The organism is Roseovarius lutimaris, assembly GCF_900115165.1.
GTDB lineage: Bacteria > Pseudomonadota > Alphaproteobacteria > Rhodobacterales > Rhodobacteraceae > Roseovarius > Roseovarius lutimaris.
Genome location: NZ_FOVP01000005.1, coordinates 112,394 through 136,025, shown reverse-complemented (window position 1 = coordinate 136,025; position 23,632 = coordinate 112,394). Strand labels below are relative to the sequence as shown.

Annotated in this window: 28 protein-coding genes; 15 read left to right on the top strand and 13 right to left on the bottom strand. The window is 62.3% G+C overall.

Translation table 11 applies throughout. The annotated features are described in order from the left end of the window. Positions 1–79: 79 nt before the first annotated feature. On the bottom strand, positions 80–3,007 hold the full coding sequence (locus tag BMZ91_RS06005) for a valine--tRNA ligase (protein ID WP_092835755.1): 2,928 nt from the start codon (positions 3,005–3,007) through the stop codon (positions 80–82). Positions 3,008–3,159: 152 nt separating this feature from the next. Between BMZ91_RS06005 and BMZ91_RS06000 the strand changes: the two genes are divergently transcribed. After that, positions 3,160–4,131, top strand: coding sequence for a zinc transporter ZntB (locus BMZ91_RS06000; protein ID WP_092835926.1), 972 nt, complete (start codon positions 3,160–3,162; stop codon positions 4,129–4,131). Between the two features lie 67 nt (positions 4,132–4,198). Here the strand turns inward: BMZ91_RS06000 and BMZ91_RS05995 are convergent, their stop codons facing one another. Beyond that, complete coding sequence (locus BMZ91_RS05995) at positions 4,199–4,633, bottom strand: Lrp/AsnC family transcriptional regulator (RefSeq protein ID WP_092835753.1); 435 nt, start codon at positions 4,631–4,633, stop codon at positions 4,199–4,201. A gap of 111 nt (positions 4,634–4,744) precedes the next feature. Here BMZ91_RS05995 and BMZ91_RS05990 point away from each other — a divergent pair, with 111 nt between their 5' ends. Continuing rightward, entirely contained in the window at positions 4,745–5,875 is a 1,131-nt protein-coding gene (locus tag BMZ91_RS05990; protein ID WP_092835752.1) for a type III PLP-dependent enzyme, read from the top strand. A gap of 264 nt (positions 5,876–6,139) precedes the next feature. Then, positions 6,140–7,228: a DUF2235 domain-containing protein gene (locus BMZ91_RS05985; RefSeq protein ID WP_092835750.1), complete on the top strand. Its 1,089-nt coding sequence runs from the start codon at positions 6,140–6,142 to the stop codon at positions 7,226–7,228. A gap of 62 nt (positions 7,229–7,290) precedes the next feature. Here BMZ91_RS05985 and BMZ91_RS05980 read toward each other — a convergent pair whose 3' ends face one another. Both BMZ91_RS05980 and metF read right to left on the bottom strand, forming a co-directional pair. Further along, positions 7,291–7,782, bottom strand: coding sequence for a PaaI family thioesterase (locus tag BMZ91_RS05980; RefSeq protein WP_425441550.1), 492 nt, complete (start codon positions 7,780–7,782; stop codon positions 7,291–7,293). A gap of 62 nt (positions 7,783–7,844) precedes the next feature. After that, positions 7,845–8,711, bottom strand: coding sequence for a methylenetetrahydrofolate reductase [NAD(P)H] (metF, locus tag BMZ91_RS05975; RefSeq protein ID WP_092835747.1), 867 nt, complete (start codon positions 8,709–8,711; stop codon positions 7,845–7,847). Between the two features lie 101 nt (positions 8,712–8,812). Here metF and BMZ91_RS05970 point away from each other — a divergent pair, with 101 nt between their 5' ends. Then, positions 8,813–9,718 (top strand): LysR family transcriptional regulator, encoded by a 906-nt coding sequence (locus BMZ91_RS05970; protein WP_092835745.1) that lies wholly within the window; start codon positions 8,813–8,815, stop codon positions 9,716–9,718. On the opposite strand, the gene BMZ91_RS05965 is transcribed toward BMZ91_RS05970, so the two are convergent. Beyond that, positions 9,715–10,575 carry a helix-turn-helix domain-containing protein gene (locus BMZ91_RS05965; RefSeq protein WP_092835743.1) on the bottom strand — a complete coding sequence of 287 codons (861 nt, stop codon included), beginning with the start codon at positions 10,573–10,575 and terminating at the stop codon, positions 9,715–9,717. The genes BMZ91_RS05970 and BMZ91_RS05965 overlap by 4 nt on opposite strands. 111 nt (positions 10,576–10,686) lie before the next feature. Here BMZ91_RS05965 and BMZ91_RS05960 point away from each other — a divergent pair, with 111 nt between their 5' ends. The 3 genes from BMZ91_RS05960 to BMZ91_RS05950 all read left to right on the top strand — a co-directional run bounded on the left by BMZ91_RS05960 (position 10,687) and on the right by BMZ91_RS05950 (position 12,794). Next, positions 10,687–10,893: a DUF2061 domain-containing protein gene (locus BMZ91_RS05960; RefSeq protein ID WP_092835741.1), complete on the top strand. Its 207-nt coding sequence runs from the start codon at positions 10,687–10,689 to the stop codon at positions 10,891–10,893. Continuing rightward, complete coding sequence (locus BMZ91_RS05955) at positions 10,886–11,791, top strand: fatty acid desaturase (protein WP_092835739.1); 906 nt, start codon at positions 10,886–10,888, stop codon at positions 11,789–11,791. The genes BMZ91_RS05960 and BMZ91_RS05955 overlap by 8 nt, the downstream gene beginning before the upstream one ends. A gap of 100 nt (positions 11,792–11,891) precedes the next feature. Continuing rightward, complete coding sequence (locus BMZ91_RS05950) at positions 11,892–12,794, top strand: DMT family transporter (protein ID WP_092835737.1); 903 nt, start codon at positions 11,892–11,894, stop codon at positions 12,792–12,794. Here the strand turns inward: BMZ91_RS05950 and BMZ91_RS05945 are convergent. Continuing rightward, positions 12,769–13,473, bottom strand: coding sequence for an NUDIX hydrolase (locus BMZ91_RS05945; protein ID WP_092835735.1), 705 nt, complete (start codon positions 13,471–13,473; stop codon positions 12,769–12,771). The two genes, BMZ91_RS05950 and BMZ91_RS05945, sit on opposite strands and share 26 nt — an antisense overlap. 24 nt (positions 13,474–13,497) lie before the next feature. Beyond that, on the bottom strand, positions 13,498–13,887 hold the full coding sequence (locus BMZ91_RS05940; RefSeq protein ID WP_092835734.1) for a DUF983 domain-containing protein: 390 nt from the start codon (positions 13,885–13,887) through the stop codon (positions 13,498–13,500). A 246-nt stretch (positions 13,888–14,133) separates the two neighbouring features. Here BMZ91_RS05940 and BMZ91_RS05935 point away from each other — a divergent pair, with 246 nt between their 5' ends. The 4 genes from BMZ91_RS05935 (at position 14,134) to BMZ91_RS05920 (ending at position 16,170) form a co-directional block, all read left to right on the top strand. Further along, on the top strand, positions 14,134–14,619 hold the full coding sequence (locus tag BMZ91_RS05935; RefSeq protein WP_092835732.1) for an EF-hand domain-containing protein: 486 nt from the start codon (positions 14,134–14,136) through the stop codon (positions 14,617–14,619). A gap of 96 nt (positions 14,620–14,715) precedes the next feature. Next, the gene (locus BMZ91_RS05930) at positions 14,716–15,303 is read left to right on the top strand and encodes an RNA polymerase sigma factor (RefSeq protein ID WP_092835730.1); all 588 of its coding nucleotides are present in this window, start codon (positions 14,716–14,718) and stop codon (positions 15,301–15,303) included. Then, positions 15,293–15,640: a hypothetical protein gene (locus BMZ91_RS05925; RefSeq protein WP_092835924.1), complete on the top strand. Its 348-nt coding sequence runs from the start codon at positions 15,293–15,295 to the stop codon at positions 15,638–15,640. Before BMZ91_RS05930 ends, BMZ91_RS05925 begins: the two co-directional genes overlap by 11 nt. Continuing rightward, positions 15,640–16,170 carry a periplasmic heavy metal sensor gene (locus tag BMZ91_RS05920; protein WP_092835728.1) on the top strand — a complete coding sequence of 177 codons (531 nt, stop codon included), beginning with the start codon at positions 15,640–15,642 and terminating at the stop codon, positions 16,168–16,170. The genes BMZ91_RS05925 and BMZ91_RS05920 overlap by 1 nt, the downstream gene beginning before the upstream one ends. An 18-nt stretch (positions 16,171–16,188) precedes the next feature. On the opposite strand, the gene BMZ91_RS05915 is transcribed toward BMZ91_RS05920, so the two are convergent. From BMZ91_RS05915 to BMZ91_RS05900, 4 genes are read right to left on the bottom strand one after another with little or no spacing between them, the layout of a single operon-like run. Beyond that, entirely contained in the window at positions 16,189–16,668 is a 480-nt protein-coding gene (locus tag BMZ91_RS05915) for a DUF6505 family protein (protein ID WP_092835726.1), read from the bottom strand. Beyond that, positions 16,665–17,372, bottom strand: coding sequence for a biotin/lipoate--protein ligase family protein (locus BMZ91_RS05910; protein ID WP_092835724.1), 708 nt, complete (start codon positions 17,370–17,372; stop codon positions 16,665–16,667). Before BMZ91_RS05910 ends, BMZ91_RS05915 begins: the two co-directional genes overlap by 4 nt. Then, positions 17,369–18,433: an iron-sulfur cluster carrier protein ApbC gene (gene apbC, locus BMZ91_RS05905; RefSeq protein ID WP_092835722.1), complete on the bottom strand. Its 1,065-nt coding sequence runs from the start codon at positions 18,431–18,433 to the stop codon at positions 17,369–17,371. The genes BMZ91_RS05910 and apbC overlap by 4 nt, the downstream gene beginning before the upstream one ends. Continuing rightward, positions 18,434–18,628, bottom strand: coding sequence for a DUF6494 family protein (locus tag BMZ91_RS05900; RefSeq protein WP_092835720.1), 195 nt, complete (start codon positions 18,626–18,628; stop codon positions 18,434–18,436). A 39-nt stretch (positions 18,629–18,667) separates the two neighbouring features. Here BMZ91_RS05900 and BMZ91_RS05895 point away from each other — a divergent pair, with 39 nt between their 5' ends. Then, a complete protein-coding gene (locus BMZ91_RS05895; protein ID WP_245736220.1) occupies positions 18,668–19,462 on the top strand; it encodes a hypothetical protein in 795 nt (264 codons plus the stop codon). On the opposite strand, the gene BMZ91_RS05890 is transcribed toward BMZ91_RS05895, so the two are convergent. Then, positions 19,456–21,414 carry a 4Fe-4S binding protein gene (locus BMZ91_RS05890; RefSeq protein WP_092835718.1) on the bottom strand — a complete coding sequence of 653 codons (1,959 nt, stop codon included), beginning with the start codon at positions 21,412–21,414 and terminating at the stop codon, positions 19,456–19,458. The genes BMZ91_RS05895 and BMZ91_RS05890 overlap by 7 nt on opposite strands. Continuing rightward, positions 21,399–21,695: a hypothetical protein gene (locus BMZ91_RS21395; protein WP_177193800.1), complete on the bottom strand. Its 297-nt coding sequence runs from the start codon at positions 21,693–21,695 to the stop codon at positions 21,399–21,401. The genes BMZ91_RS05890 and BMZ91_RS21395 overlap by 16 nt, the downstream gene beginning before the upstream one ends. Before the next feature lie 62 nt (positions 21,696–21,757). Between BMZ91_RS21395 and BMZ91_RS05885 the strand changes: the two genes are divergently transcribed. The 3 genes from BMZ91_RS05885 to BMZ91_RS05875 are packed head-to-tail and all read left to right on the top strand — an operon-like array spanning position 21,758 to position 23,594. After that, entirely contained in the window at positions 21,758–22,345 is a 588-nt protein-coding gene (locus BMZ91_RS05885; RefSeq protein ID WP_425441549.1) for a DUF3305 domain-containing protein, read from the top strand. Next, positions 22,342–22,968: a DUF3306 domain-containing protein gene (locus BMZ91_RS05880; RefSeq protein WP_092835717.1), complete on the top strand. Its 627-nt coding sequence runs from the start codon at positions 22,342–22,344 to the stop codon at positions 22,966–22,968. Before BMZ91_RS05885 ends, BMZ91_RS05880 begins: the two co-directional genes overlap by 4 nt. Continuing rightward, positions 22,965–23,594 carry a TorD/DmsD family molecular chaperone gene (locus BMZ91_RS05875; RefSeq protein ID WP_092835715.1) on the top strand — a complete coding sequence of 210 codons (630 nt, stop codon included), beginning with the start codon at positions 22,965–22,967 and terminating at the stop codon, positions 23,592–23,594. Before BMZ91_RS05880 ends, BMZ91_RS05875 begins: the two co-directional genes overlap by 4 nt. Positions 23,595–23,632: the final 38 nt, after the last annotated feature.

Genomic DNA, 23,632 nt, shown 5'->3' with positions numbered 1-23,632 from the left:
CCCGCCGGAGGCCCAAATCTCTGTTGGTTCGACCTCGCATAAAGGCGCGCCCCTCCAGATAAAGGGGGGGGCGCTGATGTTAACCGAGTTCCGCCAGACGGGCGAGGGCGGCGCGCAGTTTGCCCTCTTCCTCTTCGCGCAGGGCGAGGTTTTCGCGCGCCTCATCGACCACCTCATCGGGGGCGGAGGCGACGAATTTTGGGTTGTTGAGGCGTCCGCGCAGGCCGCCAAGCTCTTTTTCAAGCTTGCCAAGCGTCTTTTCAAGCCGCGCCTTTTCTTCGCCCACGTCGATGATATCCGCCAGTGGCAGGCCAAAGCTGCCACCCTCAACGGCGATGGTGACACAGCCTTTTGGGAAGGCCTCGGTGTCGGTCAGGCTATCAATGCGCGCAAGGCGCTTGATCATGACCTCGTTGCGCTCCCATGCCATGCGCCCGGCCTCTGAAAGCTCGGTCACCAGCACGGGAATATAAAGCCCGGCGGGCACATGCATCTGCGCGCGCGCCGAGCGGACCTGTTCGATCAGCCCGATCACCCAGTTCATTTCGCGGTCGGCCTCGGGGTTGATCAATTCGCTGCCATAGGTCGGCCAATCGGCATGCACCAGCATCTTGTCGCGGGTCGCCAGCGTGTCCCAAAGCTCTTCGGTCACGAAGGGCATGATCGGGTGCAAAAGGATCAGGCATTGGTCAATCACCCAGGCCATGGTCGCCTGTGTTTCGGCCTTAGTGGCGGCGTCGCCATCCATCAAAAGCGGCTTGGAAAACTCCACATACCAGTCACAGACCGTGCCCCAGACAAAGGCATAAAGCGCATTGGCTGCGTCGTTGAAGCGAAAGTTTTCCAGCGCGTCGTCAACGGCGATGCGGGCCTTAGCGACCTCGCCCACGATCCAGCGGTTGACGGTGGCCTCGGGGGTCGGCACCTGACCGTCGCTGCCCACGGCCTCGTTCATCTCGGCAAAGCGCGCCGCATTCCAGAGCTTGGTGCCAAAGTTGCGATAGCCCGCAACGCGTTGGGTTGAGAGCTTGAGATCGCGGCCCATGGCGGCCATCGCCGTTAGCGTAAAGCGCACCGCATCGGCGCCGTATTCGTCGATAAGGTCAAGCGGGTCGATCACATTGCCAAGCGATTTCGACATCTTCTTGCCCTTCTCGTCGCGCACGAGAGCATGGACATAAACATGGCTGAACGGCTTTTGCCCGACCACGGCATATTGCATCATCATCATCCGGGCGACCCAGAAAAAGATGATGTCAAAGCCGGTGATCAGCACCGAGGTCGGGAAGTATTTCTTGAGTTCATCGGTCTCCTCGGGCCAGCCGAGGGTGCCGATGGGCCAGAGACCGGAAGAGAACCAGGTGTCGAGGACATCCTCATCACGCGTCAACGGCTTGCCGTCAGCCATTTCACGGGCTTCATCCTCGGAGGCAGCGCAATATTGCGTGCCTTCGGCATCATACCAAACCGGAATCTGGTGCCCCCACCAGAGCTGGCGCGAGATGCACCAGGGCTCGATATTCTCAAGCCAGTGGAAATAGACCTTGCGGTCGCTCTCGGGCATGATCGTGACCTCGCCCGAGCGCACGGCGTCGATGGCGGGTTGGACGATCTTGGCGGTGTCGACGAACCACTGGTCGGTCAGCATCGGCTCGATCACCACTTTTGAGCGGTCGCCAAAGGGCTGCATGATCGGTTTGGATTCGACGAAAGAAATGAGAGTGTCCGCGTCTTTGTCCTCGGGCTCGACCCGAGGATCTGTTGTCTCCTGAGGTCCTCGGGTCGAGCCCGAGGATGACGGTGCAACCATGACGGCCAATCCCTCGGAGGTGATTTGCTCAATCACCTTGTCACGCGCCTCAAACCGGTCCAACCCGCGCAGATCGTCGGGGATCAGGTTGAGCGTGTCGACCTCGGCACCGTCAAAGGCGGCGCCACCGGCAATCTCTTGTGCACGAGCGGCGCAGGTGGCGTAATCGGCACCATCGTCACGCATATGCGCGCGGGTATCCATCAGGCGATACATCGGGATACCGCCCCGCTTGGCGACCTCATAGTCGTTAAAGTCATGCGCCCCGGTGATCTTGACCGCACCAGAGCCAAAGGTCGGGTCGGGATACTCATCGGTGATGATCGGGATCAGGCGACGGTGCTCTTTCGGGCCAACCGGAATTTCACATAGCTTTCCGATGATTGGCGCGTAACGCTCATCCGATGGGTGCACCGCGACCGCGCCATCGCCGAGCATGGTTTCAGGGCGGGTCGTCGCGATGGCAATATAATCGCGCTCTTCCCGAAAAATCACATTCCCGTCTTCATCTTTCTCCAAATACTCATATGTCTCGCCCCCCGCGAGCGGGTATTTGAAGTGCCACATATGGCCCGGCACTTCGGTGTTTTCGACCTCGAGATCGGAAATCGCGGTTTCAAAATGCGGGTCCCAGTTGACCAATCGCTTGCCGCGATAGATCAGGCCCTTGTTGTACATATCGACAAAGACCTTGATCACCGCATCGTGAAAATTGCCCTCTTCGCCCGCAGGCGCGCCTGGGGCGCCGGACATGGTAAAGGCATTGCGCGACCAGTCGCAGGAGGCACCAAGGCGCTTGAGCTGATTGACGATAGTGCCGCCGGATTCGGTTTTCCATTCCCAGACCTTGTCAAGGAAGGCCTCGCGGCCAAGGTCGCGGCGGCCCGGCTGGCCCTCGGCGGCAAGTTTGCGCTCGACCACCATTTGCGTCGCGATGCCGGCGTGATCCTGCCCGGGCTGCCAGAGGGTGTCATGACCGCGCATCCGGTGCCAGCGCACGAGGATATCCTGAAGCGTGTTGTTGAACGCGTGCCCCATATGAAGGCTGCCGGTCACATTGGGCGGGGGGATCATGATGCTAAAGGGTTCGGCCCCCGGTTTGGCATTGGCCCCGGCCTTGAACGCCCCGGCCGTTTCCCATGCTTGATAGAGGCGGTTTTCGGCCTCGGTCGCGTTGAATGTCTTTTCCATCGCCATGACGTTGTTTCCTGCGCATTTGCGGTTTGCCAGACGTCTAGCGAATGCCGCGCCCGAGTGAAAGGCTAGAGCGGCACTTTGTTGGGCTTTGGGTGGGTGACACGGGCAGCAATCGCGCGCAATGTGTGCCAGGGACAGTTGAAGGGCAGGGCATGGACGGGATACGGCAATGGCGGATTGCGCCGGGCGGCGCAGCAGAGAGCGTGACGACCGAAAGCGGTACATTGGCGCGCCCAGAGGCGGGCGGCTTTATCTGGGTGCATGTGAACTGCGCCCAACCCGGTGCGCGAGACTGGCTTGAGGCTGCCCCGATTGAGCCGCTGGTGCTTCGCGCGCTTCTGGCGCCAGAGACGCGGCCGCGCTGTACCACGCATGGCGATGGGGTGTTGCTCAACCTGCGCGGTGTGAACCTTAACCCCGGCGACGAAGTCGAGGATATGGTGTCGCTTCGGATGTGGGTGACCGAACGCCTTGTGGTGACGGTTCAGCTGCGCCGCCTGATGGCGGTCGGCGATGTGCATGAGAGTGTCGAGCGCGGGCAAGGCCCCGATGGCGCGGGTGAACTGGTGGCGCGGCTGGCGTTGCGGCTGGCGGATCGGGTCGAGCCGGTGGTGGCGGGGCTGAATGAGAGGGTCGATGTGCTAGAGGATCAGGTGATCGAGGGGCTGAGTACGCTTAGTCGTCGCGATCTTGGCGATATCCGCCGCGTGGCCATCGTGCTGCGTCGCCATATGGCGCCACAGCGCGACGCGCTGAGCACGTTTGAGATCGAGGATATGGCCTGGCTGCGCGCCCATGACCGCAGCCGGTTGCGCGAGGCGACAGAACGGATGACCCGGCTTGCGGAAGAGCTTGATGCGATCCGGGATCGCGCGCAGGTGGTGCATGATCAGATCATGGATGCCCGCGCCGAGGCGATGAACAAGCAGATGCTGTTGCTCTCGGTGGTGGCGGCGATTTTCCTGCCGCTCGGGCTTTTGACTGGGCTATTGGGGATCAATGTCGGCGGCGTACCGGGGGTGGATGATCCGAATGCGTTCTGGATCGTTTGCGCATGCCTGCTTGGAATCGGGTTTGTCCTGATGCTGGTTTTCTGGCGGGCGGGGCTTTTGGGGCGGCGGTAGCGGCGATTTTTCTGCGAAAAATCTTCGGCCAAGAAAATTTGCCGAATTTTCTTGGAGGCCTGACGGATCAGGCGCCGCGATCCAGTTTTGTGGACAGGTGAATAAGGCTTTCCGAGCTGCGCACGCCCTTGGCTTCGCCGATGCGGTCAAGGGTGTCGTCAAGCTCTTGGGTGGTTGTGGCCTCAAGCGTGACAATCAGATCGAACCGCCCCGAGGTGGTATGAACGCGGCGCACCTGTGGCAAGGATTTGAGCCGCGCCAGAACCGCCGGGCCAGAACGCGGTTCGATGCTGACAAGGGCAGTCGCGCGCAGGCCAGGACGTGCTTCCTGTCCTAGGCGCAAGCTATAGCCCGCGATCACGCCACTTGTCTCAAGCCGGTCAAGCCGGGCCTGAACCGTGGTGCGCGCAAGGCCGAGTTTGCGCGCCAATGTGGCCACGGGCAGCCGCGCATTTTGCCCCAGGAGCGCCAGAAGCGCGCGATCTGTTTCGTCAATTTGCATGGCTTGTCCTGCTATCTGACGGAATTCTACGTCATTTCATACGAAACGCCACGATGAATCGACGTAAATTTACCGCACACTCATGGAAAAAGAGCAGCAAAAGGTCCCCCCATGCGTAATTCCCCCAATTGGCCCGACCCTCGCGCGCATATCCTGCGCCATGTGCCCGACGCGGCGGTGCTTTATTTCAGCCCCGACATCCTTCAGGCCACGGTGCGGCGGTTTCAATCGGGGTTTGACGGTTTGGTGACCTATGCGGTCAAGGCCAATCCGGGCGAAGAGATTCTGGCCAATCTGGTGGCGGCGGGGATCGGCGCGTTTGATGTGGCAAGCCCCGAGGAAATGCGCGCCGTGCGCCGGGTCTGTCCGACGGCGGTCTTGCATTACAACAATCCTGTCCGCTCGCCTGCCGAGGTGGCTGTGGCCGCCGACATGGGGGTGCGCTCGTTTTCCATAGATTGCCTGAGCGAGCTTGACAAGCTGAGCGGCACTGTCGCCCCGGATGCAGAGATAAGCGTGCGCCTGGCCCTGCCGGTAGGTGGCGCGGCCTATGATTTCGGGGCGAAATTCGGCGCCGGACCCGAGCGCGCAACAGAGCTTTTGCAAGCCGTCGCGGCGCGCGGGTTTACCCCGTCAATGACCTTTCATCCCGGCACCCAATGCGCCGATCCGGCGGCCTGGGGGGCCTATATCGGCACTGTCGCACAGGTAGCAGAGGCAGCGGGCGTGCGTCTGAGCCGTCTGAATGTGGGGGGGGGCTTTGCTGCGCACCGGGTTGGACCGGCGCCTGATCTTGAGGCGATATTTTCCCATATCCGTGCTGAGGTGACCCGTGTTTTCGGGGCAGAGGCGCCGGATCTGGTGTGCGAGCCGGGCCGCGCGATGGTGGCCGAGGCGCTGACCATGGCGGTGCGGGTCAAGGCGCTGCGCGCGTGTGGCGCGGTGTTTCTGAATGACGGGGTTTATGGCGGGCTCACCGAGATCCGCGATATCGGCGCGCCGGACCGGATTGCGGTGATGGCGCCCGATGGCACGCCGCGCACCGCCGCGCCGTGCGCCCGTGTCGTCTTTGGTCCGACCTGTGACAGCATTGACCGCCTGCCTGACCCGCTGGCCTTGCCCGGGGATATTCAAGAGGGCGATTACCTGCTGATTTCGGGCATGGGGGCCTATACCCAAAGTCTGAGCACCGGTTTTAATGGCTATGGATTAAGCGATGTAGTGACCGTGGCCAGGGTTTAGACGCGCCCGCGCCCGCTCTGGCTATGCTGTGAGTGACGATATTCAGGGCCCTATCAGCCCTTTACGGGGTGAAGCGCCGGTGCATGACGGCGGCGATCGGCGTCTCACGGCAAGTTTCATGGACTATGCGATGCCAAGGGCCGATGATAGGCCTATGATTGGTCTTGCCGCAGAAGCAGTGCCCGCAAGGGCGATGCGGTGGTCGACGCACTATGGCAGGCGGGGGGGTGCCGTTCGCGCCGCACAGAGTATGGAAGATGACAGATGACGGTATGGCGCAAGTGGACCAAAGCCCTCTATGAGCTTCTCCGGCCGGGGCAGCATAGCGGGCACACCGCCTTTGCCCACCGGCGCGGCCCGGTCACCCATGTTCTTATTCTGGATGGCACCATGTCGTCGCTCTCGGAGGGCTGTGAAAGCAATGCGGGGCTGACCTATAAGCTTTTGAGCGAGACCGCTGGCAGCGCCGTCTCGCTGTATTACGAGGCCGGGTTGCAATGGTATGACTGGCGCGCGACGCCCGATGTGCTGTTGGGGCGCGGGCTCAACCGGCAGATCCGGCGCGCCTATGGCTATCTTGCCAGCCGCTATCGCCCCGGCGACCGGATTTTCCTGTTTGGCTATTCGCGCGGCGCCTATGCGGTCCGCTCGCTGGCGGGGGTGATTGACAAGATCGGCCTTTTGCGTGCCGAAGAGGCGACCGAGCGCAATGTCAAAACCGCCTATCGCCACTATCAGTGCGGCCCCGATAGTGAGGCCAGCCAGAGCTTTAGGCGCCTGCATTGCCACGCCTCGGTCGCGGTCGAGATGGTCGGCGTCTGGGATACGGTCAAGGCCCTCGGCATGCGCATACCGATCCTCTGGCGGTTTCGGGCGGATGCGCATGGCTTTCATAATCACCACCTCGGCCCGACGACCAAGCACGGGTTTCACGCGCTCGCGCTGGATGAAACCCGCACGGCCTATGCGCCGGTCATGTGGATCTGTCCGCCCGGGTTTGAGGGGCATGTCGAACAGGTCTGGTTCCGCGGCACCCATGGCGATGTCGGCGGTCAGCTTGACGGGTTTCACGCGGCGCGCCCGCTGTCGAATATCCCGCTGGTCTGGATGCTGGAACAGGCGATTGGTTGCGGGCTTCACCTGCCCGAGGGCTGGCGCGGGCGATTCAAGGTGGATATCGCGGCGCCCTCGGTGGGGGCCTGGCATGGCTGGGGCAAGATTTTCCTGTTGCGCCGTGCCCGGGTTGTCGGGCGGGATCCCTCAGAGCGGCTTCACGAAAGTGTCGAGGGGCGCAAGATGGGCGGGCGCAGCGGCGCGGGCGCGATGATCGGGCTGAAAGAACCGGGCGTCTGACGGCCCCCTTTTCGGCAGGCCCACCCACCCACCCCCTCCCGAAAAGGGGGCAGGCTGGCCGGTTACCCCGGTTCGGGGCGCATGATGATGCAGGTGGTCGATCCGGTGGCATAAAGCCGGTCGTCTTTCACCCCGCGCAATTCGCCGGTGGCGACACCGGTCGAGCGGCCCGAATGCGACACTGTTCCAATCGCGCGCACCGTTGTGCCAAGCGGCAGGGCGCGGGTGATATTCACCTTGTATTCCAATGTGGTATAAACTTCGCCGCGCGCCAGTCTGGTCATCACCGCGCAGGCCATACAGCTATCGAGGATCGCCCCGAACCATCCACCATGCACCCCGCGCATTGGGTTGGTGACGTCAAAGCCCGCCGCACCCTCGAACACCACCTGACCGTCCTCGGCCAGCACCGGCCAGAAGCCAAGCGTCGCCCCGATCGGTGGCCCGGCAAGCCGCCCTGCGATCATGTCCTGCATGAACTCAAGCCCCGACCGCGACAGAAGGTCGGACCGGTCGGGCAGATCGTCAAGTGATGTGGCGCGTCGCATTGCCATTTTCGGCCCCTCCTATCCTTGGTGGCCAAGGTAGGCGGGGCCGATAGATCTCTGCAAGCGGCTTATGCGACGTGGCGCAGTTCGACCTTGGGCGTCACGCCAAGCGCGTGGCACACATCGCGCGTCAACTCGGGGCGGTTGAGCGTGTAAAAATGCAAATCCTCTGCGCCGCCTTCGATCAGATCGCTGCAAAGCTCGGTCGCAAGCGCCGTCGCCAGAAGGTCGTGGCGATTGTCGCGAATGGCCTTATCAAAGGCATCATCCAGCCATGCCGGCACCTGCGTGCCGCAGGCGAGGGCAAATTTGCGCGTCCCGGTCCAGTTTTCAATCGGCAAGATGCCGGGAATGATCGGCGCGTCGATGCCCGCCTTGGCACAGGCGTCGCGAAAGCGGAAAAACGTGTCGGCCTCAAAGAAGAACTGGGTGATTGCCTCGCTGGCGCCGGCGTCGATCTTGCGTTTGAGCCAATCGATATCGGCCTGTTGGCTGGTGGCCTCGGGGTGTTTCTCGGGGTAGGCACCAACGCGGATGTTGAATTTTCCGGTCTCGGCCAATGCCGAAATCAGTTCGCAGCTATTGCCAAAGCCTTGCGGATGCGCGGCAAAGCCGTCCGAGCCCTTGGGCGGATCGCCCCGCAGGGCAACAATCTCGGTCACGCCAGCGGCCGCGAATTGATCCGCGATTTCAAGAGTTTCTTCGCGGCTTGCGTCAACACAGGTCAGATGCGCCGCCACGTTAAGGCCGGTCGCCTTGTGGAGCGTGCCAACCGCGTCGCGGGTCAGCTCGCGGGTGGTGCCACCGGCGCCATAGGTGACCGAAACAAAGCGCGGCTCAAGCGGGGCCAACGTCTGAACCGTATCCCACAGGCGAAAAGAAGCCTCGAGCGACTTGGGCGGGAAAAATTCGAACGAAATCCGGGGCGTTTTCATTGTGGCAATCCTACTCGGGGGGCGTGTTGTCCTCTTGTTGCAGGATGCGCTTTGTGAGACAACTTCATAAAATTCATGGTTTGAATGAGGTTCGCTAATATATGCATATCGAGTTTCGGCATCTCAAAACCATCCGCGCCATTCACCGGGCCGGGGGCTTGGCCAAGGCGGCGGATTTGCTGCACATCACCCAATCGGCGCTGAGCCATCAGATCAAGGGCCTTGAGGATCAGGCCGGGGTCGAGCTTTTTGTGCGTCGCTCCAAGCCGTTACGCCTATCGGCGGCGGGGCATCGCCTGTTGCGGGTGGCCGAAAATATCCTGCCCGAGATCGAGGCGCTTGAGGCCGAATTTGACGGTCTGCGCGAAGGCAGCGCCGGGCGGCTTCATATCGCGATTGAATGTCATGCCTGTTTTGAATGGCTGTTTCCGGTGCTTGAGGCGTTTCGCAAGACATGGGGCGAGGTCGATGTCGATATCCGCCCCGGCCTTGCGTTTGACGCGTTGCCCGCGCTGCAAAAAGAGGATGTCGATCTTGTGATCTCATCCGATCCCGAGGATCTGCCGGGGATCATCTTCAAGCCGCTGTTTGATTACGAGCCGGTTTTCGTGGCCGCAAGCCAGCACCCTCTGGCGCAAAAAACCTATGTCGAGGCCGAGGATTTTCGCGACGAAATATTGATCACCTATCCGGTGGATCGCTCGCGTCTTGATGTGTTCACAGAGCTTCTTACCCCCGCTAAGGTCGAACCGCGCAGCATCCGTCAGGTCGAGCTGACGGCGGTGATCCTGCTCTTGGTGGCCTCTAATCGCGGGGTTGCGGTTCTGCCCGATTGGGTGGTGCGCGAGGTCAAGACAAGCACTGATTACGTGACCCGCCCGCTGACAAAATCTGGCGTGACCAAACGCCTTTACGCCGCGATCCGCGAAGATGATGCCGACAAGCCCTATATGGCGCATCTGTTGCGTTTGGCGCGCGAAATTCCGGTGCGGTTGCAGCGCGGTTAGCCAAGCCCGGCGCGCAAGGCCGCAAGCCGCTCGGGCAGGGCGCGGGCGGTGATATCGGCCTCGCGCAGCAGATGATCGAAATGCAGCGTCAGCGCCTGCACCCGTTCGGTATCGCGAAACACCATGTAATTGCGCCCGATATAGAGCACCGCCAGAAGCGGGCCCAGAATGGTGACCGGCGCCGAATAGACCCGACGCGCGTCAAACAGGTAAAGCCGCAGGCTGGGATATAGCTGGGCCGTGACCGTGATCAGGTGATCAAGCTGGTCGCGGCGTAGATCGAGCGGCAGATCGCGGTAATAGCCTTCGGCGCGCGCGAAGCTCTCAAGCTCATGGATCGGCAGGGCAATCTCGTAATCCGAGCGCGCGGCGCGCATCCAGGCCATTCGGTCCTCTGAGGCGCCAATCGCCTGACCGGTGCTACGCCCCAGATGCGGGGCATATTCCCATTCCAGCATGGCGCGGGTCTTGAGCATATCGGGCAGGCCGGCGGGCACATGGCGGATCTTGTAGCCGGCGGCCTCTTTGTGCCACTGAAATATCTGCTCATCCACAAGCGCGCGCGGCGCCTCGGTCAGCGACAGCGTATTGGCCAGCATGTCGGCTGTGGTTTCGGGCCGGTCGGTCAGCCCCAAAAGCCAATCCGCCGAAATCCCGAGCGCGCTTGCGCATTCGCCAACCACCTGCGCATTGGGAAGCCGCGCCGAGGGCCCCTTGAGCAATTGCGAAATTGTCGAGCGATCGACCCCGATAGCGCGGGCAAGCACGCTCTGGTTGGTCTGGCGCAGGCGCATCGCCTCGCCCAGACGGGTGCGAAACAGGTCGGCGCGCAAACGCTTGTCGATTTTTTCATTCATGTGGTGACTTAAATCACAGATGCAGAGATTTGTTAACCATATTCGAAATGGTCAACTTTACGAAATAGGAACAGTTTCGGCGCAATATTTGGAAAATGGAAAGGGCCCCTTATGGAGACGCGAATGCGCACGGTTGTAAAGGCAGTCATCTGGAACCTGATCGGCCTGGCCGTGATGGCGCTGGTCGGGGTGATCTTCACAGGCTCGTTCAAAGCCGGGGGCATGATGGCCGTGATCAATGCGGCAATCGGGCTAAGCAGCTATTTCCTTTACGAGCGTATCTGGACCCGTATCAACTGGGGCCGCTGTTTTGGATAAGGCGCGACGCAATGCGGTGGAATGGCCGACACTGGCCTTGCTGGTACTGTGCTACGCGGGCTGGGCCATCGGCACCACCTGGGCGGCGGCGTTTTGGCTGCCGTTCGGGGTGGCGCTAAGCGGGCTTTGCATCGCGCTTCAATCCTCGCTGAGCCATGAGGTTCTGCATGGCCATCCGTTTCGCGCGCGCCGCCTGAATGAGGCGCTTGTTTTTCCGGCGCTGAGTCTGTTCATCCCCTATCAGAGGTTTCGCGATACCCACCTGGCGCATCACCGGGATGCGGCGCTGACCGATCCTTATGACGATCCGGAAACCAATTATCTTGATCCGGCTCTGTGGCAAAGGTTGCCGCGATGGATGCAGGCGGTGTTGCGGGCCAACAACACGCTGGCGGGGCGCATGATTATCGGCCCTTTGCTCGGGCAGCTGTCGTTCATGGCCTCCGATTGGCGCGCGATCCGGGCCGGAGAGGGGGCGGTTCTGCGCGGTTGGCTCTGGCATGTTCCGGCGGTGGCCCTTGTCGTGGCATGGGTGAGCCTGTCGGCCATGCCGCTCTGGGCCTATCTGATTGCCGCCTATCTGGGCCTGTCGATCCTGAAGATCCGCACCTTTCTCGAACATCGTGCGGTAGAGCGCGCGCCCGCGCGTACGGTGATTGTCGAGGATCGCGGGCCTCTGGCGTGGATATTTTTGAACAATAACCTGCATGTGGTGCATCACACGCATCCATCTGTCGCCTGGTATAAGTTACCGGGTCTTTATGCGCAGAACCGGGCGCAATATTGCGCGCGCAATGACGGATATGTCTATCGCTCCTACGCGCAGATTTTCCGCCACCATTTCTGGCGCGCCAAAGATCCTGTTGCCCATCCGCACTGGCCATGGCATCGCGGGTAACGCTGGACAAAAATATTTGCAGAATATTTTTAACCTAAGATTTTTCTGCAAAAAATCTTAGGCGCTGGTCATTGCGGAGAATCCGGGGCAAGACAAGCTGATGGAAGCCTGGATCCTCCTTTCCGTAGCGGCGGCGGCGTTTCAGACGTTGCGCTTCATGCTGCAAAAGCGCCTAAGCATGGGCGCGCTTACGGCGGGCGGCGCGACGCTGGCGCGATTTTTCTATTCGGCGCCTTTGGTTGTGGTCCTGACCCTTGGCTATCTTGCGCTGACCGGTGCGCAATTGCCGGGGTTTTCACCGCTGTTCTGGCTTTATGCGATGACCGGCGGATTGACGCAGATCCTGGCCACTTGGTGCGTTGTGGCGCTGTTTGCAGAGCGTAACTTTGCGGTCGGGATCACCTTCAAGAAAACCGAAGTGGTTCAGACCGCAATCGTCGGCCTGGTCGTACTCGGCGATCACATCTCGGCGCTTGGCCTTGGCGCGATCATTTTGGGGCTTGTCGGCGTTTTGATCCTGTCGGATACGCCGGGCCTTGAGGGCCGCTGGCTGCGCCGGATCGCCAACCGGGCGGCGTTTCTGGGGGTGGCCTCGGGGGCGTTTTTCGCCATTTCCGCCGTCGGCTATCGCGGCGCCACGCTTGAGATCGCAAGCCAGGACCCGCTGTTGCGTGCCGCTGTTACCCTGGCGGTCGTCACCCTGGCACAGAGCCTTGCGCTTGGCGCCTGGTTGATCTGGCGTGAACCGGGGCAGGTCACGCGCGTGGCGGCGGCCTGGCGCAGCGCGGTCTGGATCGGCCTTGCGGGCATGATGGGCAGCCTGTTGTGGTTCACCGCCTTCACCCTTGAAAACGCGGCTTACGTCTTTGCCGTGGGTCAGGTCGAGGTGATCTTTTCGCTCGCGGCCTCGGTGCTGTTCTTTGGTGAGAAAACCACCCGGCGTGAAGCGCTCGGCATCGCCTTGGTAACCCTGTCGGTTATCGCAGTGGTTGCGTTCCGTTAAGCCGCAGGAACAGGCTTTCTTCGTCGTCATTGCGAAAGAACGGCACCGACTTGGGCGGTGCGGGATCGTGCGCGCGGGCAGAAACCTCGGCCAGAACCACCTCGGTAATAAACGGCAGGTCGAACTTGCGCGCATCGCGCAGCGGCACCCATTGCAGATGCGAAAGCTCGTCGCAGGCCTCGGAGAAATCATCAAGGTCGCCTGCAATTTCACCGGCATCGACCAGAAAGAACCGCGCATCAAACCGGCGCGGGCGCCCCGGCGGGGTGATGGCGCGAAACACGAATTGCAACGGATGGGCCACCGGCACATGACCGCGCGCCGCAAACCCGGCCCAGTCGGCGGGTACCGCGCCCGGCCAGTCGCCGGGTTGCCCGAGGATCAAGCCGGTTTCCTCCCAAAGCTCGCGGATGGCGGCGGCGGCAAGAGCATGCGCAAGGTTCTCCTTGCTGTCCTCCAGCAGACGCTCGGCGCAGATTTCGGGCAGGGCGCGCGCCAGCGGCACGGCGGCATCCGCCGCATCGACCGCGCCGCCGGGAAAGACGAACTTGTTGGGCATGAACGCCGCCTGCGCGCCGCGCTGTCCCATGAGGACATGCGGATCGCTCGTGCGATCACGCAGGGCAATCACAGTCGCGGCGTTGCGAACGGCGGATTTATCCGGGATCTGGCTGGTCATGCTGGCCCTTTCAGCGGCAAAGGGTCAGTCGCCCCCTCCGAACCCGTGCATCTGGCGGGCCCATTGGAACGCGACAATCGCCCCTTTCAGTCGTGGCAAAAGGTAAAGTGACAGGGTGACCGTGCCAATAGCGAAAATGGTGAACAGCACCAGCGGCTCGGGGCGAAATTGCACGAAGGTAATGTGCAAAAGCGGTGCCATCAGATGACCCACGATCAGGATCGTAAGATAGGCAGGCCCGTCATCGGCGCGATTGGGGGTAAAGTCTTCGCGACAGACCGTGCAGGTGTCACGCACCTTGAGATAGCTTTTCAGCAACGGACCATTGCCGCAATTGGGGCATTTCCGGCGAAATCCTCTGCGAAGTGCGGGCCAGAGGGCGCGGTCTGTGCTGATGGCTGTCTGATAGGTCATGATTTTTCCCAAAGCTGATCGGCATAAACTGGGCTAATTCAGGCGCAGAATAAAGAGGGTAGAACGCCCTTGCGGCGCCATGTCGCAAAACCCTCGGGCGACTTTTGGGGCTGGGCAGTGGCATGCCGACAAAAAAAGATCGCAATGGCGCGACGGAAAGCGGGATGCCCCGCGTATTACACTTCAGGAACGGCCAGAACGGTTGCTTTCGCAGATAAACCAAACGACTCTTGAGGAGAGACCAAAATGAAAAAGACACTTTTGATCGCCGGGCTTGCAGGTGCAATTATCGCTGGTGGCATCGGTCAGGGTATCGCCAAGGAACACAAGGGCAAGATGGGTCAGGGTCAGCGCCCGAGCTTTGAAGAGCTGGACGCCAACAGCGATGGCAAGATCACGGCCGAGGAAATGACGGCCCATATGCAGGCACGCTTTGACGGGGCCGATACCGATGGTGATGGGGCTGTGTCACGCGACGAGCTTATTGCGCGGATGACGGCGAAACATGCCGAGCGTATCGCACGCCGCGCAGATCACATGATCGAGCGCCACGATGCCAACAAGGACGGCAAGTTGGATGTCACCGAGATGCAGCAGCGCAAGAAGGGTGGCATGATCAAGCGCATGGACACCGATGGTGATGGGGCCATCTCGAAGGAAGAGTTTGACGCAATGCATGCGAAACATGGCAAGCATCACGACAAGAAGAAACGTAACAAGAACAACGACTAGGGTCGGCTAGTTCTTGGGCGGTGCGCGTGGGAAATATGCGCACCGCCCGGCAACCGCACTGGTCAGCGGTCGGGGTAAGGGATACGCTTGGGGGTGATGGATATGCCATTTGACGCCATGGCCGAGATGTCAGACGAGACCCTGCTTGTGCTGTTTGCCAATGGCGACGGTGCGGCGGCGCGTGCCCTCAATCTGCGTCTAACGCCGCGCGTCATGGGCCATGCCTATCGCCTGCTTGGCAACCACGCCGAGGCCGAGGATGTCACCCAGGAGGCCATGCTGCGCCTCTGGAAGATTGCGCCCGAGTGGCGCCAGGATGAGGCCAAGGTCACGACTTGGCTTTACCGGGTGGTGGCAAACCTTTGCATTGATCTGCGGCGGCGCGCGCGCGGCGTCGCATTGGAGAGTATCCCCGAGCCCGAGGACGGGCGCGCGACGGCGGCCGAGATACTGCAGGATGCCGCCCGTGCAGAGGCCTTGCAAGAGGCCCTTGACCAGCTGCCGGACCGGCAGCGACAGGCGGTCGTGCTGCGACATATCGAAGGGCTGGCGAACCCCGAGATTGCCGAGATCATGGAAATCACCACCGAAGCGGTGGAAAGCCTGACGGCGCGTGGCAAACGCGCGTTGACGGCGGCCCTTTCAGGGCGACAAGAGGAGCTTGGATATGGCGATGAGCGATAGAGACGATATGTCAGGGCTTGAGGTGTTCTTTGACGCCGCGCGCGCGCATGCCGCAGAGCCTTCGGTGGCCCTCATGGCCCGGATCGAGGCGGATGCGCAGGCCGTTGCGGCCCAAACGTCCGCGCCGCCCCGGCCCCGACGCGCCAGCCTCTCGAGCCAGCTTTATCGCCTGCTTGGGGGTTGGCCTGCGGTGACCGGGCTTGCGACGGCGGCGATGGCCGGGGTCTGGCTTGGCATCAGCCTGCCTGAGGGGATGCTGGATGGTGCAAACGAAAGCGCCTATCTTATTGATGTCGCGCCGGAATTGGCGTTTGACCTGGCCGGGGGGAATTTCTGATGGCGGCGGCAACGGATAAACACGGGGGCGACAGGCCCGCAACAGGGCTAAGCCCTTGGGTGCGGGGCCTTTTGGTCGTGTCGCTGGCGCTTAACCTTCTGGTGATCGGCGTGATCGGCAGTTGGGCCTTGCGCTATGGCGGCACGCATGGCGGGCATCACCCCTCGCGGCTTGACATGGCGGGCGGGCCTCTGACCCGCGCGCTAAGTCACGAGGAGCGCCGCGAGATTGGCCAAAAAATGCGCGATGCCTACCGCGATGGCGGTCGCACCCGCGCGGCGCAAAATGCCGGGTTTGACGCGCTTGTGGCGGATCTGCGCGCGGTGCCATTTGACGCCGCCGCCGTGGCCGCGCGCATGAGCCAACAGCGCGAGGGCTTTCGTGAGCGCTTTGAGCTGGGGCAGCGCCTGTTGCTAGAGCATCTTTCGGCGATGAGCGATGCCGACCGCGCCGCCTATGCCGATCGCCTTGAGGCGCGGATTGACGATTATCGCGCGAAGCGGGCCGAGAGGAAGAACGACCGGGACTGACCGGCGCCGGTCCCCGACCTATTCGTCAAGCGCGCCGTGGATTGCGAACTGCTCGATCCCGGCATCCTGCGGCTCGATCACGCGAAAGCTTTCGCGTACCCCCGCGTCCGTAAGATCGCGCGCCACCGTCAACAGCGTGTTGGCAGCGTGATCCTCGCATAGCTCGACCATCTGCATGATCTCCTCGACGGCCACGGGCAGGGCGGCCTCGGTGTCGGGCGCGCCGTAGACATCGACGAAATGCTGCGCAAGCGCACGCGCCAGTGCGTCAATCTCGGCCTGCTCGATCTGAGTCACCGCGACAAATGTCACCCGGCCAAAGGTTTCCACCCCAAGCCAGCCATTGGCAAAGGCCTGTCGGGCCTTGCCGGTCAGGTCGGCCTCGCTCCAGTTGGAAAACTCGAAGCCGCCGGACACAGACCATTCGCCGGTGCGCGCCGGGCTGTGATAGACGCGTTGATCGCTTTCGTCGAAATGGATGGCACGGGCAAGCTTCATTGCGGTGTCTCCAACAGGCTGCTGAGGGGGATAAGATGGGTGGTTTCAGTGTCGCGCAGCAGCATGCCAAAGCGTTCGTCCACGCCAAGGAATTTGCCCGCGATACCGTTCTGGCGCACATCCTCGCCCATGTCATGGGCGAGCGGGCGCCACTCGGAATGCAGATCCTTGCCGCCGTCTTCTTCCCAGCGGGTGATCCAGACAAGGGTGTGACGTGCCCAGCTTTCCAGCAGGGTGACAGGATCGACCTCGGCACAGCCCTCGTCATATAGCGCGGTCTGGTCGGGGCGATCACCCGGCCGCTCGGTGATCTGCATCAGCGGCAGGTCGATCCCGACCACAAGCCAGCCGGGCAGGGCGTCCGGATCAGAGCCTCCCGCCGCGACGCGCATATGCCCGCAGGCGGCGCCGTTGATGCGCAGTCCGCCCGCCCATTCCAGGTGCACGGCAACCTCTGGCGGGGCCAGAGCGCCAAGCGCGTTTTGAAAGCCCACGCCACAGGCCGGCAGCATCGCCATCGCCTCTTCAAGGGGCACCTCGGGGGCCATGACCAGTGCCGCCATAAGCCGGTTGGCGGTGATGTTATGCACGATCACCCCCGCGTCACAACCAAGGCTGGCCATGGCGCAGGCCTTCTCGAACGGGTCAATGGCCCCGGTCACCGCCAACCCTGACATGAGCGGGGGGAACGCGGGCGTGTTCATGCGACGCCTGTCTCGATCATCTGGCGGGCAATGGTGCGGAACGCCTGTGCCTGCGGGCTATCGGGTTTTGAGACCACAATCGGCGCGCCCCCGTCCGCCGCCATCCGGATATCCAGATGCAGCGGAATTTCCGCCAGGAGCGGCACGCCCAGCTTTTCGGCCTCGGCCGCAACGCCGCCATGGCCGAATACATGCTCTTCATGCCCGCAATTGGAGCAGATATGCGTGCTCATGTTTTCGATCATGCCCAGAACCGGCACGTTGAGCTGATTGAACATGTCGATGCCCTTGCGCGCATCCAGAAGGGCGATGTCCTGCGGGGTCGAGACGATGATCGCGCCGTCGACCTGGGCCTTTTGCGCCAGGGTCATCTGCACATCGCCGGTGCCGGGCGGCAGATCGACCAAGAGGCAATCGAGCGCGCCCCATTGCACCTGCATCAGCATCTGTTGCAGCGCGCCCATCAGCATCGGACCGCGCCAGACGACCGCCTGACCCTCGTTGGTCATCAGGCCAATCGACATCATGGTGACCCCGTGATTGCGCATCGGCAGGATGGTCTTGCCATCCGGGCTTGCGGGGCGCCCTGAGACGCCAAGCATGCGCGGCTGGCTTGGCCCGTACACATCCGCATCCAGCAGGCCAACGCGGCGCCCCTCGGCCGCCAGGGCACAGGCGAGGTTGGCCGCAACGGTGGACTTGCCAACCCCGCCCTTGCCGCTTGCAATGGCGATCAGGTGGTTGACGCCGGGCACCTTTTCGGGGCCCTTGGGTTCGGCCTTGCGGCCGGGTTTTAGGTCGGGCGGTGCCTTGGCGGAATGCCCGGTCAGAACGACAGATACCTCATTCACCCCGTCAAGCGCGCGCACGGCGGCCTCGGCGGCGTCGCGTACCGGGCCATAGGCTTCGGCCTTGGCGGGATCAATTTCCAGAACAAACCGCACCGTGCCGCCCTCGACATTCAACCCACGGGTAACCCCTGCCGAGACGATATCAGAGCCGCTGACCGGATCGGTGATTTGTTTCAATGCGTTCAGAACGCTGTCGCGGGTAAGGGCCACTTAGTTTTGCCCCTTGATCGTGCCGGTCACCACATGCTCGATATCGAGCCCGTCAACCGTGAGCACGACTTTGGCGCTGAACTCGCGCCCCGCCGTATCGCCCGCGTTGCGCATGCCTTCTTCGATGGCTTGCTGCGAGGTCACGCCGACCTGTTTGAGGAATTTGCGCATCGACATGTTGAAATCTTCGCTCATGGCTCTCTCCGTTTCATGTTCAAGGTGGTTGACGCAGACATGCGGCTGTTTCTAACGTGGGACATGCAAGGATGGAACCCAAGCCCCAAACGCGTGCTGCGGATGATCGTTTTCTGTCTGATGGCGCTCTTGCCCGTCAGTGCGATGGCCGACGAGCGGCTGTTTCGCCTGAGCGCGCCGGAGGCGCTGATTGCCAGCGGGGTGCTCGATTACCTGCGCCCGCGCTTTTCGCTCAAGACCGGCGTGCGGATCGAGATCGTGGCACCGGGCGCCGAGGCCGAAATTGCCCTTGGTAACGCCGAGGGGCGCGCGGTCTTTATCGGGGAGGGCGCAACATGGCGGATGCAGCTGCGCAGCACGCATGCCGGGGCGGCGCGGTTTGCCGATTGGCTGACTTCCGAGATCGGACAGCGCACCCTGACCAGCTATGAGGTCGAAGGACGCGCGCCGTTTTCCCTGCCAGAGGCCAAAGATGAGGCCGAAGTCGCGCTTGTGTTCGAGGGCAATGCCGTGCAGGGCAAGGCCCTGTCGCTGCGTCATTGCGGGCGCTGTCATGTGGTGTCGCACGAAAATCGGATGAACGCCATCGGTTCGACGCCCTCTTTTGCGGTGCTGCGCGCATTGCCCAACTGGGCTGCCCGGTTTCAGGGGTTCTTTGCGCTCAACCCGCATCCGGCGTTTACCCAGGTCGCCGATATAACAGAGCCCTTTGCCGCACATCGACCGCCGCCCATTGTGCCGGTCGAGATCACGGTTGATGATCTTGAGGCCATCCTGGCCTATGTCTCGGGGGTTGTCCCCGCCGACCTTGGCGCACCGATCGAACATCAGTGATCCTTGCGCTTGCTGAGGTAATCCTCGGTGGTGCGCACAGCCGGGCGTTCGGCCCCGGCGAAGGGGTTGTTTTTTGAGTGATACTGCGCGTTTATCCGGCATTTATCGCACATCTGGATCATCTTGGCGGTGTCCGAGGTGGCGAACATCGCATGCTTGCCCGCCAGCTTTTCCACCACTTTTTCGACGGTCGATTTCACCCCGAACAAGGCGCCGCATTCGATGCAGGCGAACGGCTCTTCCTCGTTCAGCACGACCTGTGTCAGGGCTGAATCGGCAAGGTTCATGCGCGGCTCAAGCGTGATCGCCTGTTCGGGACAGATCGTGGCGCAGATCCCGCATTGCAGACAGGCATCTTCCTGAAAGCGCAGCTGCGGCATGTCGGGATTGTCAAGTAGCGCGCCCGACGGGCAGAGCGATACACAGCTCAGGCAGAGCGTACAGCTCTCGGTATTGACCAGAACCGCGCCATAGGGGGCGGCCTCGGGCAGTGGCAGGATCGCGTCATCGGGGCTCAGCGTCTTGGCGGCAAGGCGCGCCACCTGACGGCGGCTTCCCATCGGCAAAACCGGATCGGCGCAGGGCGCGGGGATATCGGTGGCGCCGTAAAGCGCGTCGCACAAAGCATCGGGATCGCTGAGGTCGAGCAGGGTTACACGACCCGCACCCGCCATGGCCTGCGCCAGCGGAATCTCCTGATCAAGCGCGTCGCGCTCGGTGCGCGGCGACACAAGGATCGACACCTCGGCAAAGCCCGAGGCCAGAGCCGCAAGGATTTCCGCATGCCCAAAGCCCGACTGGGCCGTGACCTCAAGCGGGATCACATCGGCGGGCAATCCGCGCCCGTGGCGGGCCGCAAGGCTGATCATCTGACTGCCGTGATCGTGGTCACAAACCAGCAGGCGCGGCGCAGTGCCCCCCGCCTTGCGATAGGCCGAGGCCAGAGTCTGAATGCGGCGAAAGGTGACATCGGGCGTGGGCGCGTCATAGGTGATCGCGCCCGACGGACAGCGCGCCGCACAGGCGCCACAGCCGGCACAGATCATCGGGTCAATGCTCACATGCTCGCCGTCCGGGGTAATCGCGCCGGTGGGACAGATATCAAGGCATTTGCTGCATCCGGTCTGTTCGGCGCGGCTATGGGCGCAGATCAGCGGCTCAAGCGCGACGTAAAGCGGTTTTTCAAAGGTGCCGATCATCTGCGCGGCCTCGAACACCGCGTCTGACACGGCATTCAGGCTACCGGGATCGGCGCGCAGATAGCCTTCGCGCTTTTGCGGGGCCGGGAACATCGGGGTGGCCCCTGACAGGTCAAGAATGACGTCGCAGGCGGTCTGTCCGCCGTCGCGCGGCGCCCCCCATCCAAGCGCACCGCGCCCCGCCGGGTTGACCTGTTGCAACGCGTCGATGGTAAGCTCGAACTGGCCAAGCGCGCCCTTGGCGCCGGCAATACGACCCCGTATGGCATCAAAATCGCGGGTCTCGGGCGGGGTGCACTCATCGGTCAAAAGTACCGTGACGCCCAGAATGGGCGCCAGCTTTTCAGCCGCCGGAAGCACTACGTCAGAGGCCCCGATGATCAGGCAAAGCCCTTCAGAAATCACATCCAAAGCCTTTTCACGCGGCGCGGGCAGGCTCGCCTCGGCCAGAAGAGCGGCCATTTTGGGTAGTTTCGAGGCGCTGTCATCGCTCCAGCCGGCCCGGTCGCGCAGGTCGGTAAAGGCGGGCTCTGCGGCCCCGAGATCGGCGGCCAGTTCTTCGAAAGCACGCTGTTCCTGACGACAACAAATAATTGCCTCGCCGGTCTCGATTGCCCTGGCGGCCAGCCCGATTTCATCGGTGCAAAGCGCCGAATGCACCCGCGAACAGCTTAGACCGCTCGCCGTTTCAAGGGCGTCACGGTCCAGCCTTTGCGTGCCGGAACAGTCACACAAAATCAATTGCTTAGGCATTTTAACCCCAATGTTTCCGCGATGTTGAGAAAAGCGTTGCTCGCGTCGATGCGGGCTAAGAGTAGGCACGATTCGATCCGGTCGTAAACAGCAATTCTGAGAGTGCCGCCGCCCTGCCACGATCCGCAAGCGGGACGGGTGATTCGATTTCGAGAGGCCCGCTGCGGCAATTGCTGCAAAGCGGCGAAAGCGGCGTTCGGGTCAATCTGACCGCGCTCGACCCTAAGGTGCAGGAATTCGGTCCAAAATGTCCTGTCTTTTTGCTTGGTGGACCGTTGCACACAAAAAACGCTTTGAGTGGTCAGGAATCTGTACCAATCTAGGGGCGTGCAGCCGGGGAAGAATGCCAAGCGTGATCTACAATCCCAAAACCTATGCGACGATCCCTGTCGGGGTCGTTGTGCGACGGGCGCCCGGAGTGACCCGTTGGGCGGCATGGTCGTGGCGTGCGGTGTCTGTCCTGCCAGGTGCCGGGTCGGCGGATTGGCGAGAGTTGCGCCGCGATGGCGACACGGTGGATTATCACGCCGCGACGGCGGTGATGGAATTGCACGGCGCGGAAACCGAAAGCTACCTTCAGGGGATTTCGGCGCGGGTGCCTTCGGTCTATGTGGTGATGCGCGCGCGCATCGCCGAGGATGCGGCGAGCAGACCGTTCGAGGTGGTGCTTGTGACCGCCTCGCCGTTTGAGGCCCAGGATTATGCCGATACCGGCGAAGAGATCGTCGAGAAGGTTGCCATGCCCGAGGGGCTTGTCGCCTGGGTGCGCGAGTTCGTCGAAGAACATCACCAGGAAGAAGAATTCAAAAAGCGCCGCCGCGACAAGACCGACGTTAATGGCGTAGAGGATGGCATAGGCGATCCGCGCATTCACCAGATCAGCGATGTCTACCGCGCGCCCGACGCCAGCCGGAAGGGGAGGGTGCATTGAGCCGGGGGGATTTCTGGTCGCGCCGCAAGGCGCAGGTCGAGGCAGAGGCCGAGGCCGAGGCGCGCGCCAGCGAGGCCGAGACGATTGCGGCGCGTGATGCAGAACTTGCCGAAAAAACCGATGCCGAAATTCTGGAGGAGCTTGATCTGCCCGATCCAGATACCTTGGGGCCGGGCGATGATTTCCGCGCCTTCATGGCCAGGGCGGTGCCGGACCGGATCAGGCGCCGCGCGCTGCGTCGGCTTTGGGCGTCAAATCCGGCGCTCGCCAACCTTGACGGATTGCTCGATTACGGCGAAGATTTTACTGACAAGGCCAAGGTGCTTGAGCACATGCAGACCGCCTATCAGGTGGGCAAGGGCATGACCGCCCATGTCAACGAAATGGCCCGCCAGGCCGAGCTTGAGGCGAACCCGCCCGACGAGGACGCGCCGCTTGTGGAAGAACAGCCCGAGGCGAGTGTCGCCCTGGCCGAGGATGAGACCGAAGAAACCGCCGCGACAGGCGACGAGGATGACGCGACCACGCCGCCGACCGAGGCGGTCACGCAAGAGGCCGACGAGGCCCCGCCGCGCCGCCGCATGAGTTTCGTATTTCAAGATCAGACCGGAGCATCGGTATGACCAACCAAGAGGCCCTGATGGAAAACCCAAGTCCTGCGCATGAGATCACCGAAGAGGATCGCCTGCGCGCCGATCTTTACGACTATCTTGGTGTGATCCTGGCCCGCCCGCCGACGCAGAAAATACTCGACCAGACGGCGGCGCTAAGCGGCGGTGAAACCGACCTTGGCACGGCGATTGGCGCGCTCGCGCGGATCGCCGGGCTAAGCAAGGCGCGTGCGGTGGAAAGCGAGTTCAACGCGCTGTTCATCGGTCTTGGCCGGGGTGAATTGCTGCCCTATGCCAGCTATTATCTGACCGGCTTTCTCAATGAAAAGCCGCTGGCGGGGCTGCGCCGGGACATGGCCGCGCGCAGCATGACCCGCGCCGAAACGGTTTATGAGCCGGAAGACAACATCGCCTCGCTGATGGAGATGATGGCCGGGATGATCACCGGGCGCTATGGCAAGGCCGCCAGCCTTGCAGATCAGAAACAGTTTTTCGGCAAGCACATCGGCCCCTGGGCTGGTCACTTTTTTACGGATTTGGAAGCCGCAACCAACTCGGTTTTCTATGCTTCGGTCGGCGCTGTCGGTCGGGTATTCATGGAGATCGAGGCGCAGGGCTTTCGGATGAGCGCGGGCTAGCCCGCATAACCGGCGGGGCAACCCGCCATCACCCAAGG